Source organism: Bacillus sp. DX4.1 (genome assembly GCF_030348195.1).
Classification (GTDB): domain Bacteria; phylum Bacillota; class Bacilli; order Bacillales; family Bacillaceae_G; genus Bacillus_A.
Genome location: NZ_JAUCFT010000008.1, coordinates 3,610,028 through 3,628,704, shown reverse-complemented (window position 1 = coordinate 3,628,704; position 18,677 = coordinate 3,610,028). Strand labels below are relative to the sequence as shown.

20 protein-coding genes are annotated in these 18,677 nt (G+C 36.4%); 15 read left to right on the top strand and 5 right to left on the bottom strand.

Going from position 1 to position 18,677, the window contains the following annotated elements; translation table 11 throughout:
* From spoVAEA to QUF99_RS21360, 3 genes are all read left to right on the top strand, one after another.
* Complete coding sequence (spoVAEA, locus tag QUF99_RS21370; RefSeq protein WP_289372691.1) at positions 1 to 579, top strand: stage V sporulation protein SpoVABEA; 579 nt, start codon at positions 1 to 3, stop codon at positions 577 to 579.
* On the top strand, positions 557 to 2,029 hold the full coding sequence (locus QUF99_RS21365; RefSeq protein ID WP_289372690.1) for a spore germination protein: 1,473 nt from the start codon (positions 557 to 559) through the stop codon (positions 2,027 to 2,029). Before spoVAEA ends, QUF99_RS21365 begins: the two co-directional genes overlap by 23 nt.
* 111 nt (positions 2,030 to 2,140) lie before the next feature.
* Entirely contained in the window at positions 2,141 to 2,926 is a 786-nt protein-coding gene (locus tag QUF99_RS21360) for an HAD family hydrolase (protein WP_289372689.1), read from the top strand.
* A 28-nt stretch (positions 2,927 to 2,954) separates the two neighbouring features.
* On the opposite strand, the gene QUF99_RS21355 is transcribed toward QUF99_RS21360, so the two are convergent.
* The gene (locus QUF99_RS21355) at positions 2,955 to 3,821 is read right to left on the bottom strand and encodes a DUF1002 domain-containing protein (protein WP_289372688.1); all 867 of its coding nucleotides are present in this window, start codon (positions 3,819 to 3,821) and stop codon (positions 2,955 to 2,957) included.
* 187 nt (positions 3,822 to 4,008) lie between these two features.
* Between QUF99_RS21355 and QUF99_RS21350 the strand changes: the two genes are divergently transcribed.
* Both QUF99_RS21350 and QUF99_RS21345 read left to right on the top strand, forming a co-directional pair.
* Positions 4,009 to 4,446 (top strand): peptidylprolyl isomerase, encoded by a 438-nt coding sequence (locus QUF99_RS21350; RefSeq protein WP_289372687.1) that lies wholly within the window; start codon positions 4,009 to 4,011, stop codon positions 4,444 to 4,446.
* Positions 4,447 to 4,961: 515 nt separating this feature from the next.
* Positions 4,962 to 5,330, top strand: a complete 369-nt coding sequence (locus QUF99_RS21345) for a GNAT family N-acetyltransferase (protein ID WP_289372685.1) — start codon at positions 4,962 to 4,964, stop codon at positions 5,328 to 5,330.
* A gap of 20 nt (positions 5,331 to 5,350) precedes the next feature.
* Here QUF99_RS21345 and QUF99_RS21340 read toward each other — a convergent pair whose 3' ends face one another.
* Both QUF99_RS21340 and QUF99_RS21335 read right to left on the bottom strand, forming a co-directional pair.
* Positions 5,351 to 5,869, bottom strand: coding sequence for a DUF309 domain-containing protein (locus tag QUF99_RS21340; protein ID WP_289372684.1), 519 nt, complete (start codon positions 5,867 to 5,869; stop codon positions 5,351 to 5,353).
* A 92-nt stretch (positions 5,870 to 5,961) separates the two neighbouring features.
* The gene (locus QUF99_RS21335; protein ID WP_286121744.1) at positions 5,962 to 6,054 is read right to left on the bottom strand and encodes a YjcZ family sporulation protein; all 93 of its coding nucleotides are present in this window, start codon (positions 6,052 to 6,054) and stop codon (positions 5,962 to 5,964) included.
* A gap of 169 nt (positions 6,055 to 6,223) precedes the next feature.
* Between QUF99_RS21335 and QUF99_RS21330 the strand changes: the two genes are divergently transcribed.
* The 6 genes from QUF99_RS21330 to phnF all read left to right on the top strand — a co-directional run bounded on the left by QUF99_RS21330 (position 6,224) and on the right by phnF (position 11,717).
* Positions 6,224 to 6,964, top strand: coding sequence for a segregation/condensation protein A (locus QUF99_RS21330; RefSeq protein ID WP_289372681.1), 741 nt, complete (start codon positions 6,224 to 6,226; stop codon positions 6,962 to 6,964).
* A 287-nt stretch (positions 6,965 to 7,251) separates the two neighbouring features.
* Positions 7,252 to 7,827: an SMC-Scp complex subunit ScpB gene (gene scpB, locus QUF99_RS21325; protein WP_289372680.1), complete on the top strand. Its 576-nt coding sequence runs from the start codon at positions 7,252 to 7,254 to the stop codon at positions 7,825 to 7,827.
* 75 nt (positions 7,828 to 7,902) lie between these two features.
* Entirely contained in the window at positions 7,903 to 8,805 is a 903-nt protein-coding gene (locus QUF99_RS21320) for a ComEC/Rec2 family competence protein (protein ID WP_289372677.1), read from the top strand.
* Between the two features lie 315 nt (positions 8,806 to 9,120).
* Positions 9,121 to 10,263: an N-acetylglucosamine-6-phosphate deacetylase gene (gene nagA, locus QUF99_RS21315; RefSeq protein ID WP_289374728.1), complete on the top strand. Its 1,143-nt coding sequence runs from the start codon at positions 9,121 to 9,123 to the stop codon at positions 10,261 to 10,263.
* A gap of 4 nt (positions 10,264 to 10,267) precedes the next feature.
* On the top strand, positions 10,268 to 11,056 hold the full coding sequence (locus tag QUF99_RS21310) for a glucosamine-6-phosphate deaminase (RefSeq protein ID WP_289372675.1): 789 nt from the start codon (positions 10,268 to 10,270) through the stop codon (positions 11,054 to 11,056).
* The gene (gene phnF / locus QUF99_RS21305) at positions 10,986 to 11,717 is read left to right on the top strand and encodes a phosphonate metabolism transcriptional regulator PhnF (protein ID WP_289372673.1); all 732 of its coding nucleotides are present in this window, start codon (positions 10,986 to 10,988) and stop codon (positions 11,715 to 11,717) included. The genes QUF99_RS21310 and phnF overlap by 71 nt, the downstream gene beginning before the upstream one ends.
* A gap of 76 nt (positions 11,718 to 11,793) precedes the next feature.
* Here the strand turns inward: phnF and QUF99_RS21300 are convergent, their stop codons facing one another.
* A complete protein-coding gene (locus QUF99_RS21300) occupies positions 11,794 to 12,612 on the bottom strand; it encodes an HAD family hydrolase (RefSeq protein WP_289372671.1) in 819 nt (272 codons plus the stop codon).
* 165 nt (positions 12,613 to 12,777) lie between these two features.
* On the opposite strand from QUF99_RS21300, the gene glcT reads away from it, so the two are divergent.
* The 4 genes from glcT (at position 12,778) to ptsP (ending at position 18,137) form a co-directional block, all read left to right on the top strand.
* Positions 12,778 to 13,626, top strand: a complete 849-nt coding sequence (gene glcT, locus QUF99_RS21295; protein ID WP_289372670.1) for a glucose PTS transporter transcription antiterminator GlcT — start codon at positions 12,778 to 12,780, stop codon at positions 13,624 to 13,626.
* A gap of 338 nt (positions 13,627 to 13,964) precedes the next feature.
* A complete protein-coding gene (gene ptsG / locus QUF99_RS21290; protein ID WP_289372668.1) occupies positions 13,965 to 16,025 on the top strand; it encodes a glucose-specific PTS transporter subunit IIBC in 2,061 nt (686 codons plus the stop codon).
* 136 nt (positions 16,026 to 16,161) lie between these two features.
* Positions 16,162 to 16,425, top strand: a complete 264-nt coding sequence (gene ptsH, locus QUF99_RS21285; protein ID WP_289372665.1) for a phosphocarrier protein HPr — start codon at positions 16,162 to 16,164, stop codon at positions 16,423 to 16,425.
* Positions 16,425 to 18,137: a phosphoenolpyruvate--protein phosphotransferase gene (gene ptsP, locus QUF99_RS21280; protein WP_289372664.1), complete on the top strand. Its 1,713-nt coding sequence runs from the start codon at positions 16,425 to 16,427 to the stop codon at positions 18,135 to 18,137. The genes ptsH and ptsP overlap by 1 nt, the downstream gene beginning before the upstream one ends.
* A gap of 95 nt (positions 18,138 to 18,232) precedes the next feature.
* On the opposite strand, the gene QUF99_RS21275 is transcribed toward ptsP, so the two are convergent.
* Complete coding sequence (locus QUF99_RS21275; protein ID WP_289372662.1) at positions 18,233 to 18,538, bottom strand: DUF3915 family protein; 306 nt, start codon at positions 18,536 to 18,538, stop codon at positions 18,233 to 18,235.
* Positions 18,539 to 18,677: the final 139 nt, after the last annotated feature.

Genomic DNA, 18,677 nt, shown 5'->3' with positions numbered 1-18,677 from the left:
ATGAGACGAAGGGTTATTTTGGTGACAGATGGAGACGAATATGCACAGCGAACAATCGCATTTTTGGCAAAAGAGTTTGGAGGTCGATGCATTTCAGCATCGCAAAGCAATCCAACAAAATTAACGGGAAAAAAGATTGTTGAGCTCATTATGCAAACGCCATATGACCCTGTTTTTGTCATGTTTGATGATAGTGGATATATCGGAGAAGGTTCAGGTGAACGGGCGTTAAAGTATGTAGCGACACATAAACAAATTGATGTACTTGGCATTTTAGCTGTTGCTTCTAATACGCATCATTGGGAGTGGGCACGTGTTGATGTAAGCGTGGATCGGGAGGGCCGATTAACAGAATACGGTGTTGATAAATTTGGTCTTCCTGATGGTGAAATTGGCAGGATTAACGGAGATACAATTTATTGTCTAGACGAATTAAACGTCCCTGTCATTGTTGGGATTGGTGATGTTGGGAAAATGTGTGGAAATGATGAGTGGAAACGAGGATCACCAATTACGAAAAAAGCGATTCAATTAATTTTAGAGAGGAGTGGATTTTATGACGAAACAGAAAAAAGTTAATATCCCGATTTCTTCCTTTTTGAGTGATAATGAAAATTATTTAAAACAAACAGTGGGACTTGGCGTTACATTTGATGTCGGGATTCGTAAGTTTCAAGTTCTTGATAAAGAAATTGGTGTCTTATTTGTAAATGGGTTATGTGATACAAATTATATCATTCCAATTTTGGAAGAAGCAGTGGATACAAATGAAATTCGAGACGTTACAGAAGATACGGTTAAGCTGTTAGAAAATCGTCTTATTCATCAACAAGTAAGCAAAGTAAAAACGATGGATGATGTGATTGTACAAGTATTGTGTGGGCTCATTATTATTTTTGTAGAAGGTGAAACAGAAGCTTTTGCTATTGATGTCCGTAGTTATCCGGGACGAACACCAACAGAACCAGATACAGAAAAAGTTGTTCGCGGAGCAAGAGATGGTTTTGTAGAAAATATTATTGTGAATACAGGATTAATAAGAAGGCGTATTCGTGATCCACGTCTTCGTCATGAAATCATTCGGATAGGAGAAAGGTCACAAACTGATATTTGTGTTGCATATGTACAGGATGTTGCAAATCCCGATTTAGTTAAAATTATAAAACAAGAGTTGGAAAATATCGAGGTTGATGGGATTACAATGGCAGATAAAACGGTGGAAGAGTTTTTAGTAAAGCAAGGTTATAATCCTTTCCCTCTCATTCGTTATACAGAAAGACCAGATGTAGCAACCAATCATTTATTGGAAGGTCATGTATTAGTTATGGTTGATACATCTCCAAGTGTTATGATTACGCCAACAACGTATTTTCATCATGTACAGCACGCAGAAGAGTTTAGGCAAAATCCAGCGGTTGGTACATTTTTACGCTGGATAAGATTTGTTGGTATCTTATTTTCACTGTTTTTGCTGCCTTTTTGGCTCGTATTTGTTTTAGATCCAACATTATTACCGGAGAAAATGGCTTTTATTGGACCGAATAAAATGACGCACCTATCTATTTTATTGCAAATTATTATGGCGGATATTGGGCTCGAATTTTTAAGAATGGCAGCGATTCATACCCCAAGTTCGTTATCGTCAGCTGCTGGTCTTATTTCAGCAATTTTAATCGGCCAGATTGCAATTAATGTTGGGTTATTTGTTCCAGAAGTTATTTTATATACAGCACTTTCAATGATTGGATCATATGCAACACCAAGTTATGAATTGGGGTTAGGAAATAAAATAGGAAAATTGTTTGTAATTATTTTAACAGGCTTATTCCATGAAATGGGATTTGTTATTGGGATGACAATGTTAATCTTATTTTTAACATCTATTAAAAGTTTACAAACACCATATTTATGGCCGTTCTTACCATTTGATTGGGGAGCGTTAACGAAGATTTTAATTCGCCCAACAATGTCTAGCTTAAAAGTGCGTCCTAGCATCGTGCATCCACAAGATATTCGTAGACAAAAATAAGCAGGATTTTATTCCTGCTTATTTTTTGTTATAAATTTATTGTTTTGTAACAAAAACCTAACAATTCTTTCGTACAATTAGAGTAGACATTGTATAGGGAGGGGAAAAGGCATGATTAAATTATTCGTAAGTGACTTAGATGATACGCTCGTTTATAATGCGAACCGTATTCATAAAGAAGATAAAAAGGCACTCAGTTGGCTAGCGGAAAAAGGGACGAATATTTGTTTTGCTTCGGGTCGTTTTACACACCGTATTCATGATGTGGTTAGACAATTTTCGTTCCCGTATTATACAACGGGGCTAAATGGAGCGATTATGTTATTACCAGACGGACAGATGCTGCATGAATCGACGTTTAATGACGAAGTTGCCCAGGAAATATATCGATATATACATGAAAAAAGACTGGCTGATATTGTATGTGCAAAAGAGCAAAGATATACGAAAAAGAAAAATAAACATCATCATTTATTTGAAGAATATATGGGTGTACAAATTGCTGAAATGGAGACGTTAGAAAAAGAATTTGGCAAAACGATTCATCCTGCGAAGTTATTTGTGTACGGGGAAGAAGAAAAAATTGTTTCGTTAGATCAAGAGTTAAGAGAAGCATTTCGTGAGAAGGCTGAAGTTTTTATTTCCGGCAAACGATATGTAGATATTATGCCAATTGGTATTAGTAAAGGAAGTGCTCTGAGGCTTTTAATGGAACATTTGCAGATAGAGTCACATGAAGTGGCGTGCATAGGTGATTCTTTCAATGATGTTTCCATGTTTACAGTAACACCGCATTCTTTTACGCTTCATCATGCGCATCCATATGTGAAGAACCAGGCACAGCATGTTGTTCGTTCTGTAGAGGAAGCAATTATGAAACTACCGTTACTTGTATAAGAAAAAAGCTCGTCAATGACGAGCTTTTTTAATTAAATAATGATTTAATAAAGTCAATAAAGCTAGAGAATACACCTTTTAGCTTTTCTAAAAAACCTTGTCCTTCTTCAGATCCTAAAAAGGCAGAAACGTGTTCTTTCGCTTTATTTAACTGGTCACCTACTTGATTCCAGTCAATGTTTAAGTTTTTCATTTTGTCAAACAGCGCAACTAAGTTATTTAATTGCTCATCAGTTAGCGTAATTCCAAGTTGATCAGCAATTTTTTTAATAAGTGCACGTAAGTCTTCTGTTGTCTGAGGTTGTTCTTTGGCAATTTCTTCTTTTACTTTTGCTACAAGCTGAACCGCTTTTTCCTCACCGATTTGATCACCAAGTTTTGCAGTTTGTACCATTTCTTCATTTGCTACTTTTTTTACTTCTTCAGGAATTTCTTTGTTTGCTGTTGTTTCGTAAGCTTTCATCAAACCAGTTAAAGCAGCAGTTCCTGATACTTTAAAAGGTGCGGTAATTTGGATTTCGGCATCTTTTACACCAGCTGTAATTAATGCGTTCGTATACATTGCATCTGTTACCCAATTAATATTATTTGTTCGTACAATAAGACCAGACCTTGGTTTCGTATACGTAATCATGGAAGAGGAAATAGCTTTCGTTCCAATTTGTGCTTTTGGCACAACACCATCTAAAAATTTATGTTCTTCTGCATTAGATACTGTAATGATCTGCGCATCTTTTGGTGCTTTCATTTCTTTTAAAAGTTGTTGTTTTTGTTGTTCAGATAAATTTTCTCCTAGTGTAACGATTGATTCTCCCTCAATCACGTCTGCAAATGAAGCTGTTGGAATCATAAATACCATAACAGCTAATAGCAGAGCTAATAGTTTCGTTTTCACCAAAAATCGCTCCCTTTCTCTTTATGAAATTTTCGGGCAACAGAGTAATTATAGTATATTTTTTAAATTTGTCATCCGTCTTCTTGGTGATTTTAAAAAAGAAGTATACAGATTGTCGGATTCTTTTTGTTTCTGGGCATGAATATGGTAATATAGTGCTGAGATAGTTGAAAGGAGACATATACGTATGAAAACTTTAGGATACATATTAATGGAAAATGGTGAAAAAGTCGAATTAGAATTTTTCCCAGAAGAAGCACCAAAAACAGTTGAGAACTTTAAAAAATTAGCAAACGAGGGCTTTTATGATGGAGTTACTTTCCATCGAGTTATTCCTGGTTTTGTAAGCCAAGGTGGAGACCCAACAGGAACAGGAGCAGGTGGTCCTGGTTATTCCATTCCATGTGAAACTGATGGAAATCCTCATAGACATTTAGTTGGATCACTTTCTATGGCGCATGCTGGCCGTAATACTGGTGGTAGCCAATTCTTTGTTGTTCATGAGCCACAACCGCACTTAGATGGCGTTCATACTGTATTTGGTAAAGCCACAAGTGGCATTGAAACAGTGTTAAACATGCGTCAAGGCGATGTAATGAAAGAAGTTAAAGTTTGGGAAGAATAAGTTAAAGAGAGCGTTATGCGCTCTTTTTTTATTTATCTCGCTATTCATGGGCAGTAATGCCCCCACCTCAAAATTCTGTAAGAAGCAAAGAAGTTAGGTGAGGGATAAACTGCCTGTAAAAGCCCGATTGGTGAGGGCTAATGATCAGTAGGGGATGAAGAAAAAGCCCAAGAAGAAAAGTTTCACTTTATAAACAGGAATTTGTAGGCATCATGAAGTAAATGATAGGTAGAGGGAGCAAATAACGAAGGATAACGAAACGTCTTTGCAGATGGGGTTTACTTTGACTATGAGAGCAGTCTTTAGTAACACGACATATGATACAATGAAACTTTCATCAGTGCGAAATCAGGAACTCTTATACATTTGACTTTCCTATGTTCTCTTTGTATGATTATCAAGTTGTTTTGGCGGCTCTTCTCACTATAGTGAAAATATTGTAGAATAGACATGGTATAGAAATAGTGGTTGAGGGGATACATGGTTTGTAACTTTTGTAAGAAGGGATAAGGTTTATGTTAATTCGTTTTAAAAAAAGTTATGAAAAGATTGCAATGGGGCTTCTTTCTTTTATGCCAACCGAAAAAGATGTAAAAAAATTACAATTGACAATGAAAGAATATGACGTAAATGATAGTTGGCAATTGTATTTATGGAAACAGAACGATGATTTTGTCGGGATACTCGGGGTTATAAAGAAAGAAGGAAATGTATTAGAAATTCAACATCTTAGTGTGAATCCATCGCATCGTCATATGGGGATTGGTACGAAGATGGTTCAAGAATTGAGATTCAAGTTTCAAGATGTTACGATTTGTGGTAATGAACAAACTGCTAGTTTTTGTGAAAAATGTAAGGGATTTGAACAGAATATACATTCGTAAAAGCAGAGATACGATTCATGTTATCTCTGCTTTCTTTTTTTTAGTTGTTCGTTTCGTTCGGCGATTACGTCGCTTCGGTTACGTAACGTATGTTTATGGACAATATATTCAGTTTGTATAGAGGCAGTATCTTTCCAAAGCAGGCCCTTTTTTGTGCATAATTGTATGCATGTTTGTTCTAATGTAGCATCCGCAAAGGGTAAAAATAGGTGTGCGAAAGGTTCGCCGTTCTGGGTGGACTGTAAGTGGTTTTTGAGCAAGGGTATTAGTTTTCGGTGGTCTAGACCATATGCGTGTATTTGGTCACCTTCTTTTTCTAAAATCGAGATTGCGCTTTTCATCATTCGTACTGCACCGTTCCAATTCGAGCGTCTATGGTGATATAACGAAACGGCAATTTGAATAAAACCAACCAAGTAGTCGTCACGCTCTCCACGTGGTTTTAATTTCCAGTATTCTTCTAGCACTTCATGGCACTCAAAGTAATCATAATCTCCATGAAAATGAATTAAAAATTGTATGTATGCTGTAGGATACATCCTTTTTCGCTCCTGTCTAAACAATCTTATGTACAGTTTATCATAAATAATAAACGACTAGAGTATTCTCTAGCCGCTTATTATATTCTGCATTAGCAGAAGCAAGCCGCGCCTACAATGATTAATAAAATAAATAGCACGACAAGTAAAGCGAAGCCGCCGTGAAAACCATCAACATGGCCCATAGTTTTTAACCTCCTACATTCTACTTCTTACACTGCTATCATATGAAGAGGGTGGGCATTGTTGCGTAGGCAGGCGTCTATTTTTAACTAAATTTCTGAAAAAGGTTGGATAGAACATAAGTATGCTCTATACTTATGTTGTTATAGAAAAAATGTGGTGGGATGCTTTGTGCAGTACAATTTTAAAGTAGAGGCTTTCGAAGGGCCTTTAGATTTATTGTTACATTTAATTCATCGTTATGAAATTGATATATATAATATTCCTGTAGCGGAAATTACAGAGCAATATTTATCCTATATCCATACGATGAAAGAATTGCAATTAGATGTTGCAAGTGAGTATTTAGTGATGGCTGCAACGCTATTACAAATTAAAAGTAAAATGTTGTTACCGAAACAAGAAGAAGATGTACCTGATAATGGTGAAGACTTTATAGATGACCCTCGTCAAGAATTGATGGAGCGGTTAATTGAATATAAAAAATATAAGCAAGTTGCTACGGAATTAAAAGAGAGAGAACAAGAAAGAGCACAGCTTTATACACGTCCACCGATCGATTTTACATCGTTTCAGCAAGACGAAGATACAAACCTGCCCCTTGATGTCACACTTTATGATATGCTGGCAGCGTTTCAAAAACTTATACGTCGAAAAAAAATACAACGCCCGGTAACAACGCGGATCACTCGTCAGGAAATACCGATTGAACAACGCATGACTGACATTTTAAAGCAGTTAGAAACAGTGGGCGGTCGCCAAAGCTTCTATGATTTATTTGCTGATGAAGAGCGTGAAGTTATGATTGTAACGTTTTTAGCAGTGCTCGAACTAATGAAAAATCAACAAATCGTCATTGAGCAAGAACACAATTTTGATGAAATCTTTTTATCACGCATTATCGGGCAGTAATACCCCCACTGATTAAAGTTTCACTTTATCCCGTTCTAACGAGCAGTAAGGCCCCTATCTCAAAATTTAGAGGAAACAAAGAGGTTAGGCGGAAGATAACTGTCCATAAGAGCCTGATTGGTAAGGGCTAACAATCAGTGGGAGCTGAAAAAACTCCCACTGATTGAAATTTCACTGTATCTTGCTTGGAACAATAGAAGGAATGTTGGACCGGACACGCTATACTGTGATTCGGTTTTTAGTATGTATATTTTGTATGAAAAAGATATGAGAAAGGAGATTGTCCGTTGGATAGAAAAGAACAGATGGCAATTATTGAGGGACTTTTATTTGTTGCAGGGGATGAAGGAATTTATCCGGAACAAATTGCGAAAGTACTCGAAATTGAAAAGAAAGATGTAATTGAGATTGTTGAGGAAATGCAAAGAGAATGTGAAAGTGTGCAGCGAGGTTTACAAATCGTGCAATATGCAAAGGTGTATCGCCTTGCTACAAAAAAAGAGCACGCAACGTATTACCAAAAGTTAATGGATACACCAACAGCAGCCTCTCTTTCCCAGGCAGCTCTTGAAACATTGGCGATTGTTGCGTATCGTCAACCAATTACAAGAACAGAAATGGAAGAGATTCGAGGTGTGAAAACAGATCGTGCCTTGCAAACGCTAGTTTCGCATTTACTTATCAAAGAAACAGGCAGAGCAGAAGGGCCAGGTCGTCCTATTTTATATGGTACGACGAAAGAGTTTTTAGATACGTTTGGAATGCGAACGTTAGAGGAATTGCCTTCTCTTTCTGAAGAAAATGAAGAAATGAATGAAGCAGACTTATTCTTTGGATCCTTACAAGAATTGTCAAAATCGTAGCTTAGCACTTTGCTAAGCTTTTTTTGTATATGAAATACATAGAGCGTCATACTAAATGAAAAAAGGAGACGAGCTATGAAAGGTGTACGAATGATTCTATTGTTAGTTTCTGTTTTATTGTGCTTTACATTAAACAGTGCATTTGCAAAAAGATATGTGACATCCGTTCATACTGCTGCCTCCTTTTCTATGCCACGTCCACATGTAGGGAGAATGAAGATTAGTTTCTTTAAGGTAGGCCAAGGGGATGCAACACTCATTTCTTTACCTAATGGTCAAACAATGTTAATCGATGGAGGACCTTATGGGGCAGGTGAGGTAATTATTCAAAAATTAGTTGAAAAAGGAATTAAGCATTTAGATGTTGTCATGGGTACCCATCCAGATATGGATCATATAGGTGGATTGATTCCCATTATAGAACAAATGCCAGTTTCACTTGTATTAGATAGTGGGAAACTATATAGTTCCTTTACATATCATACATATAGGAGAAGTATTAAAAAGAGAGGAATTCCGTTTGTTCGTGTCAAACAAGGACAGCATATTCCACTAGATCCCCATGTTTCTATACAGGTATTAAACGATGGGAAATCAAAAATGGAAAACAATGAATCCTCTATTGTTTTAAAAATTAGGTATGGAAAAGCTGATTTTCTATTGATGGGAGATGCTGATGTACAGACTGAAAATAAGATAATAAAGCAGTATGATGTGCATGCAGATGTTTTAAAAGTAGGGCATCATGGATCATATACTTCGACTGGAGAACGTTTTTTAGCAAAGGTGAGTCCGCAAATTGCTATTATTTCCTATGATAAAAAGAATCCGTACGGACATCCACATCAAAGTGTAGTAAAAAGGTTAAAACGATATGGTGTGCTGATGTATACAACTGATAAAAAAACGATAGAAATTGAAACAGATGGAGATCATATTGCAATGTGGGGAAATATGCCCCTCCCATTGTTAAAGTAACTGGCATATAGTTTTTTCGTATATTTTTATTATATAGTAAAATACACGAGAATAAATGAGAGAGAAGGAACCACTGATTAAAGTTTCATAAAGTGAAACTTTAATCAGTGGGGATAAAAGGCTCAATGTCTCCTTTTGGAAAAAGTGAATCACATATATTATAATTAGAAAAGAAAAGTAAATTTCCTTTTTTCGATTATGAAAAAGGAAATTTACTTTGAATGTCTAGACAACTACTCGTGTATATATTATGATGGGAATAGGCAAATAGATAATAATAATAAGTAGGTATTTCATGGGAAAGGATCGATGAAAATGAAAACGCAAGTTGTCATCAATGCCAACATTTATACAGGTCACGAAGTAATAGAAAGTGGATTTATTCGTTATACAGAAAAAATTGAAGAAATTGGTTTGATGGCTCAATATGTATCACAAGAAAATGAAATTGTTTTTGATGCACAAGGAAAGATTGTGATTCCGGGTATGATCGATATTCATATTCATGGTGGATACGATATTGATGCGATGGATGCAAATAGCGATGGTTTAGTAACTCTTGGTAAAGAAATGTTAAAAGAAGGAGTTACAACTTACTTCCCAACAACAATGACGCAAGCTCCAGAAGCGATTGAAGCAGCTTTAAGTGCTGCAAAAGAAGCGAAAGAAAAAGGAGCGCATTTTGAATATATTCATTTAGAAGGACCGTATGTTTCAAAAAAACGTGCAGGAGCACAACCTCTTGAGCACATCGTCCCAGCGAATATTGAACAATTTAAACAATGGCAAGAAGCAAGTGGTAATTTAATTAAACTAGTAACGTATGCACCAGAAGAAGAAGGTGCAGAACAATTTGAACAATATCTCGCTGAAACTGGTGTAGTTGGCACAATAGGTCATACAGATGCAATTGATGCGCAGTTGAAAAATAGAAATATTACGCATGCTACTCACTTATACAATCAGATGCGTGGTTTACATCACCGTGAACCTGGTGTAGTTGGTCATGTGTTATTAAATCCAGATGTAATGGTTGAAATTATTACAGATGGCATTCATATTCACCCAGATATGGTGAAACTAGCATACAAATTAAAAGGACCTAAAAAAGTAAGTGTCATTACTGATGCGATGCGTGCTAAAGGTTTAGAAGAAGGCTTATACGAACTTGGTGGACAGCCTGTACATGTAAAAGGTGGAAGTGCACGCTTAGAGGATGGAACATTGGCTGGTAGCATTTTGAAAATGGATCAAGCGTTCCGAAATATAATTGCGTTCACAGGATGTTCTGTGGAAGAAGCTGTCCTTATGACATCTGTTAACCAAGCAGAAGAGTTCGGATTAAGTAATAAAGGTGCTTTAGAAGCAGGAAAAGATGCAGACTTTGTTGTGATGTCTGAAGATTTACATGTATATGATACGGTTCGATTAGGAATTCATATGAAAGAAGGGAAATAAACTGATGAATATTATCGTTGTAAAAACTCCAGAAGAATTAGCTGAAGCAGGCTTTAAATTAATTGAACAAGTTGTGACTTCTAAAGAAAATCCAACATTAGGAATGGCTACAGGAAGCTCTCCACTTGGGATTTATGCAGAAATGAGAAAAAATAAACTTGATACAAGTCATGTAACCACTGTAAACTTAGATGAGTACGTAAATTTACCACATGAAGATAAAAACAGCTATCATTACTTTATGCAAGAACAGTTGTTTGATCATCTTCCTTTCAAAGAAACTTATGTACCAAACGGGATGGCAAGTGATTTGAAAGAAGAATGCGAGCGTTATGAAGGCATTCTAACAGCTAACCCAGTTGACTTACAGATTCTTGGAATCGGTGAAAACGGTCACATCGGATTTAACGAACCAGGGACATCATTTAATTCTCCAACTAACATTGTAGAATTAACAGAGTCTACTCGCCAAGCAAATCTTCGCTTCTTCGAAAAAGAAGAAGATGTGCCAACTCATGCGATTACAATGGGTATTGGAAGCATTATGAAAGCGAAACAAATTCTACTTGTTGCTATGGGTCCAAAAAAGGCAGAAGCAATCAAAGAATTATTGCAAGGTGAATATAGCGAAGCGTGTCCTGCAACAGTTTTACAACGTCATCCGAATGTAATCGTAATCGCAGATCCAGAAGCTCTATCTTTATGCAGTGAGGCGATTGCTGATGAACATCGACAAGTATTCACCATTTCCGATCTATTATCAGATTCAAGAGTGGGTGAAACAGCTAATTGAGGACGGCGAATGGAAGCCGGGAGATAAAATTCCATCTGAGAATGAACTATGTGATAAGTTCGAAGTAAGTCGTATGACAATCAGACAGGCGATTAATAACTTAGTGGAACAAGGATATTTATATCGAAAACGTGGAATTGGAACGTTTGTCCAACTTCCTAAAGTAGAACAGAAGCTGCAAGGTATGACTGGATTTACAGAGGATATGATTTCCCGTGGCATGAATCCGAGCAGTGAATTGTTAAGCTTCCGCATGGTTTCCGCTACTGCTAAATTAGCAGACCGGCTTAGAATACAAGAGGGGGAATCGGTTTATGAAGTGAGGCGTATACGCTTAGCTGATGAAGAGCCGATTGCTTTTGAGACGACATATTTGTCGCCAGCTCTTGTAAAAGATATTAACGAAGAAATTTTACAACAATCTCTGTACGAACATTTAGAGAAGAAGTTAGGCTTTAAACTTGTTCGTGCTACCCAAGCAATTGAAGCGTCAATTGCAACGGATGACGAAGCAGCACATCTGCATATTCCGAAAAAAGCACCTGTACTCGTTATGAGACAATGGTCGTATGCAGATGGCGAACAGCCGTTAGAATACGTAAAATGTATTTATCGCGGTGATCGTTATAAGTTCATTACAAATATTTCACGAAATAAGTAATACACTTTATTTTGTGAAATAAGGTGAAGTTTCGATTCATCGGGCTTTTCAGGAAATAAAAAATACGACTCACTCCTTATAAGGAGTGAGTCGTATTTTTATGTTGTTTTGCATTGTAAGAAAGAACGTACCCTACAGCATCTTTTACGGAAGAAACGACATGTTGTGCGTGTTCTTTCACAGCATGATCAGCTTGTGACATTGCAAAGCTGTGTGGTGTTAACGAAAACATGGGAATATCGTTGTAAGAATCACCGATGCAAGCAATTTCTTCAGGACGAATTTGAAATTCTTGTAATAAAATGGAGATAGCAGAACCTTTACTAATATTTGGTGGCATGACATCTAAGCATTGTTCAGCAGAAATAAAAGTACTGACTTTTCCATGGAATTTTTCATCAATTTTTTTCTGTAGGACTTGTAAGTCTTCCTTTATACCACCGACAGAAATTTTATTTGGAAAGATTGTATCATCAATTTTTTGTAACAAGTTTGGTTCTTCAACAGAAGTCATCGTGACTTGCTTTTCCAGTTCGTGAATAAAAGGCGTTTTTTCTTCAATGTAATAATTATGCTCATCACTCACATAACGAAAGTAAGGCGCTTCTTTTGTCATAGATAATAAATCAGGTAAAATATTGGAGTCAAATGTTGCTGATAATAATTGTTTATCTTCATGGGTATATACAAACACACCGTTTACACTAATGCGATGGAAGTTTGTACCGACCTCTTTCATTAATTTGGCAATTTCATTATCAAGTCTCCCGGAAGCGAAGCAAAGAATCACATTTTGCTCAGCAAGGCTGCGCAGTGCAGTAATATCTTGATCGTCAATGATACCTCCGTGTTGCATCATGGTACCGTCAATATCGCTAACAAACATTTTAATCATAGTTGTTACTCCTTTCTATGTACAGCTGTTCTTACATTATACGCATCTCATACAATCATGTCTAAAAAACGACATTTTCTAAAATGGTAGATGTTTTACATTGACGAAAAAGAAGAATGTTCTGTAACATAAAAGCAAGCTTTTTAAGTGCGAGGGTGGTGTTCTATGAATAATTGTCTAGAAATTAAAAAAGTTTTAAATAATAACGTCATCATTGCTACCCATCAAGAACATGAGGAAGTAGTAGTGATTGGAAAAGGAATTGGGTTTGGGAAAAAAGCAAAAGAAATGTTAGAAGCAAAACAGATTGAAAAGATGTTTGTCTTAAAAAATGAACGTGATCGTGAGCAATATAAACTTTTAGTTCCTCATATAAGTGAGAAGCTAATCGAATTAATGAACGAAATTATGTTTTATATTCAAGAAAGAGTAGAGTCTCCATTAAATGAACATATTCATATTGCATTAACAGATCATATTGCTTTCGCGATTAAGCGATTAAAACAAGGATTTACGGTAGATAATCCTTTTTTAGTTGAAACAAAAATAATGTATCCAAAAGAATATGAAATTGCCGAGGGAGTTGTACAATTTATTAATTCTCGTTTGAATATTGCGCTTCCAGAAGGTGAAGTTGGATTTATTGCACTGCACATCTATAGCTCCATTACAAACTCAGAAGTATCTTCTATTAATCAAAATTCACGTCTCATTACGCAGCTTGTTTCAGTAATCGAAACCAACTTACAGCTTGTAATGGATAAAGAAAGCATTCATTACTTACGTCTTGTTCGCCATTTACAATATGCAATAGAGCGGGTAAAAAGAAAGGAAAAAGTGGAAGAGTCACAAAGCTTTGCGGATCTTTTAAAAGCGGAGTACCCAGCGTGCTATAGTTTAGCCTGGACGCTTGTAAAAATTATGCAAAAAGAGTTACAACTTCCCGTATTTGAAGCTGAAAGTATTTATTTAACGATGCACTTGCAAAGATTAGTAAAAGCCGAACAGGCGTAAAAAGTCTTTAAAATTTGTCGGAAATGAAAACGTTCAAAAAAATGATTGAATCGCTTACAATTGTTATGTATAATAAGTCATGCAAAGTTATACAAATTTCGACAAACACCTTGAAGAAAATAACGAAAACGTTTGCTTGAAATAGTGAACTTATATGTATACCTATTTTTGACACGTGTTACTGATTCGATCAGGCATGAGTGGAGAAAAGTTGGGAATGTAAGCTAAAGAAAAGGATATACTACCTTTTGTATAGCTACTGTTCTATCTTTTTTTCCTCATGCTTTTTTGGCGTTTGTCGAAAAATTAACCATATATAAAAGAGAGGAAGGGTTTCCATGTTTAAGAATATCTTTGGTGTTCTTCAAAAGGTCGGAAAAGCGTTAATGCTTCCAGTAGCGATTTTACCGGCAGCAGGTATTTTACTTGGATTTGGTAATGCATTTCAAAATCCACAGTTAACAAATCTTATCCCTGCTTTAAAGGCAGATTGGTTTGTTCTAGTAGCAAAAATTATGGAACAATCTGGTGATATTATTTTCGCAAACCTTGCATTATTATTCGCAGTAGGGGTTGCCATCGGGTTAGCAGGTGGAGACGGAGTAGCTGGGTTAGCAGCCTTCGTTGGATACTTGATTATGAACAAGACAATGAGTGTCTACTTAGGAGTAGAAAAATTTGTTACAATTGTAAGTGACAAAGTTCCAGTTAAAACTGGTTTTACAGATCAAGCATATGCAAATGTATTAGGTATTCCGACACTTCAAACGGGAGTGTTTGGGGGTATTCTTGTAGGGATATTAGCAGCATATTGTTATAATAAGTACTTTAATATTGAATTACCATCATATTTAGGATTCTTTGCGGGTAAACGTTTCGTGCCAATTGCAACAGCAACATTTTCTTTAGTATTAGGTATTTTGATGTGCTTCATTTGGCCAACGATTCAAGGTGGGTTAAATACGTTCTCGCATCAAATGATTGATGCAAATAAAACATTAGCGGCATTTGTGTTCGGTTTAATTGAACGTTCCTTAATTCCATTTGGATTACATCATATTTTCTATGCACCATTCTGGTTTGAGTTTGGTCAATATACAAATGCGGCGGGTGACATTATCCACGGTGACCAAAAGATTTTCATGGCACAATTAAAAGACGGTGTAGCATTAACAGCTGGTACATTTACAACAGGTAAATATCCGTTCATGATGTTCGGTCTTCCAGCAGCAGCGTTAGCAATGTATCATGAAGCACGTCCAGAAAATAAAAAATTAGCAGCTGGTATTTTAGGTTCTGCTGCGTTAACATCTTTCTTAACAGGTATTACAGAACCACTTGAATTTTCATTCTTATTCGTAGCACCAGTATTATTCGGAATACATGCTGTATTTGCTGGTTTATCATTTATGACAATGCATATTTTAGGTGTTAAAATCGGGATGACATTCTCTGGTGGTTTAATCGACTTCATGCTATTTGGTGTCTTACCAGGTCGTACAGCATGGTGGTGGGTAATCGTTGTCGGTCTAGTACTTGCAGTTATTTACTACTTCGGATTCCGTTGGGCAATCCGTAAATGGAATTTAAAAACTCCAGGTCGTGAAGTAACAACAGATACTGATGGCGCAAGAAAAACAGAAGCAGGCGAACTTCCACGTGAAGTGTTAGTAGCGCTTGGCGGTAAAGAGAATATTGCTTCTTTAGATGCTTGTATTACACGTTTACGTGTTCAAGTCAACGAACAAAAAAATGTAAATAAAGATCGTTTAAAAGAACTTGGGGCAGCGGGGGTACTTGAAGTTGGAAATAACATTCAAGCAATCTTCGGACCGAAATCTGACACATTAAAATCACAAATTCATGATATTATGTCAGGTCGTACACCTCACGTTGAAAAAGAAGAACCTGTAAAAGTAGAAGAGCCAGTTCAACAAGCAGATATCAATGAAACAATTGTATCTCCAATTGAAGGAAAACTTTTACCGATTACAGAAGTACCTGATCAAGTATTTTCAGGGAAAATGATGGGAGACGGATTTGCAATTGAACCAACAGAAGGAACAGTCATTTCTCCAGTAAATGGTGAAATTGTAAATGTATTCCCGACAAAACATGCGATTGGTATTCAATCTGAAGGTGGAAAAGAAATTTTAATTCACTTCGGTATTGATACTGTAAAATTAAATGGTGAAGGCTTTGAAGCGCTTGTCGCTCAAGGTGATAAAGTAAAACAAGGACAACCGTTATTAAAAGTAGATTTAGCATTTGTAAAAGATAATGCACCGTCTATTATTACACCAATTATTTTTACAAACTTACAACAAGGACAACAGATTGAGTTGAAAAAAGAAGGTAATGTCAAGAAAGGTGAAACAGCTATTATTGACATTCAGTAAGAATTTGACGCAAAATGTTTATAATTATAATGGGCGATGTGGTTGACCGAACATCGCCTATTATATACAATATAGATGGTGTAGTACTAACGTCTATACAACTAAAAAATGCTGTACTTAAAGGAGATAGATTATTATGGAAAAAACTTTCAAAGTAACTAGTGACTCAGGAATTCATGCTCGTCCAGCAACTTTACTTGTGAACACTGCAAGCAAATTTGGTGCTGATATTAACTTAGAATATAATGGTAAAAACGTAAACTTAAAATCAATCATGGGCGTTATGTCTTTAGGTATTCAACAAGGCGCGGAAATTAAAGTCACTGCGAATGGTGATGATGCAGCTCAAGCACTAGCAGCTATCGAAGAAACTATGAAAAATGAAGGTTTAGGAGAATAATGACTCTTAACATTCAAGGGATCGCTGCATCAAGTGGGATTGCTATTGCAAAGGCTTTCCGACTTGAGAATCCTGAATTTAACATTGAAAAGAAAACGATTACGAACGAAGCTGCGGAAATCGCACGCTTAGACGCTGCGCTTGAGAAAGCAAAATCTGAATTAGAAGCAATTAAAGATCACGCTTTTGCTGAGCTTGGTGCTGATAAAGCAGCTATTTTTGAAGCTCATTTACTAGTATTAAACGATCCAGAACTAGTAAATCCAGTAAAAGATAAAGTGAATAATGAAAAAATCAATGCTGAGTTTGCAATGGATGAAGTTGCAACAATGTTCATTAGTATGTTTGAAAACATGGATAATGAATATATGAAAGAGCGTGCAGCAGATATTCGCGACGTAACAAAACGTGTGCTTGCACATTTATTAGGCATTAACTTCTCAAATCCAAGCACAATTTCTGAAGAAGTAATCATTATTGCAGAAGATTTAACACCATCTGATACAGCACAGTTAAACCGTAAATATGCAAAAGGTTTCACAACTGATATCGGCGGACGGACATCTCACTCTGCAATCATGGCTCGCTCTATGGAAATTCCAGCTGTTGTTGGTACAAAAGTGGCTATGGAAAAAATCCAAAATGGTGATATCGTTATCATCGACGGTTTAGATGGAGCAGTTATTGTGAACCCATCTGAAGAAACACTTCGTACTTTCGAAGATAAGAAAGCAAAATTCGAAGAACAAAAAGCAGAATGGGCAAAACTAAAAAATGAAGCAACTGTAACAAGCGATGGACATCATGTTGAGCTTGTAGCAAATATCGGAACACCAAACGATGTACAAGGTATCATTGACAATGGTGGAGAAGGCGTTGGTTTATACCGCACAGAATTCTTATACATGGGCCGTGACAATCTTCCAACAGAAGAAGAGCAGTTCGGAGCGTATAAAGCAGTTCTTGAAGGTGTAAAAGAAGGTCAACCAGTTGTTGTTCGCACACTTGACATCGGTGGAGATAAAGAGCTTCCATACTTACATTTACCGAAAGAAATGAATCCATTCTTAGGCTACCGTGCAATTCGTTTATGCTTAGAAGAACAAGATGTGTTCCGTACACAACTTCGTGCATTACTTCGTGCAAGTGTGTATGGTAACTTAAAAATTATGTTCCCAATGATTGCAACACTTGATGAATTCCGTCAAGCGAAAGCAATTCTGTTAGAGGAAAAAGAAAGACTTGTTCAAGCTGGTACAACTGTTTCTGATGCTATTGAAGTTGGTATGATGGTAGAAATTCCTGCTTCTGCGGTATTAGCAGATCAGTTTGCGAAAGAAGTTGATTTCTTCTCTATCGGAACAAATGACTTAATTCAATACACAATGGCTGCAGATCGTATGAACGAACGTGTAGCTTACCTATATCAACCGTATAATCCATCTATTTTACGTCTTGTAAAAATGGTTATCGATGCTGCTCATAAAGAAGGAAAATGGGCTGGTATGTGTGGTGAGATGGCAGGAGACGCGCTTGCAATCCCATTATTACTTGGATTAGGATTAGATGAATTCAGCATGAGTGCAACATCTATTCTTCCTGCAAGAGCACAACTTCGCAAGTTGTCAAAAGCACAAATGAAAGAGTTAGCACAAAAAGCTTTAAACATGTCGACTGCTAAAGAAGTAGTTGAACTTGTAAAAAGCATCTAATAAAAAAACCTGAGCCGATTTGAAATCGGTCTCAGGTTTTTTTATTAATACATGCAGGTTGATTATATTAACTTAAAAGATTAGAAATAGACTACTTAAATTGCAATCGCAATTATATCCTCTGGGCAAACACGTAATAACCCTCTAAATTTGTTTCTGTTACTGTTATTGTTACACTTTCCATCGTCATCCCAATCTTTTCTATTGTCCTGGTTGGAGAATAGAGCCACTCCACAGGAAAATCCTTCAAATATAACGTTACGGAACGAACCGTCATGTTTAATTCTTAGAAGAGAAATTTTTGGTCCAATTGAAATGTTACGAAGGACATTACGGAAATCATCTCTCTTACAATCTCTAAAATCGTCACGACATCCAAAAGATCCAAATATAATTCTCATCACCCCCTTCACATTTATAATGTATGTAAGTTGCATATGTGGTGATTGAACAGAGCGTGGAATTTTTACTGGGATATTTTCTTATTTTAATAGCCCAAATGGTTATGTATTACTTTATGTTAATTTTATGATGGACAAA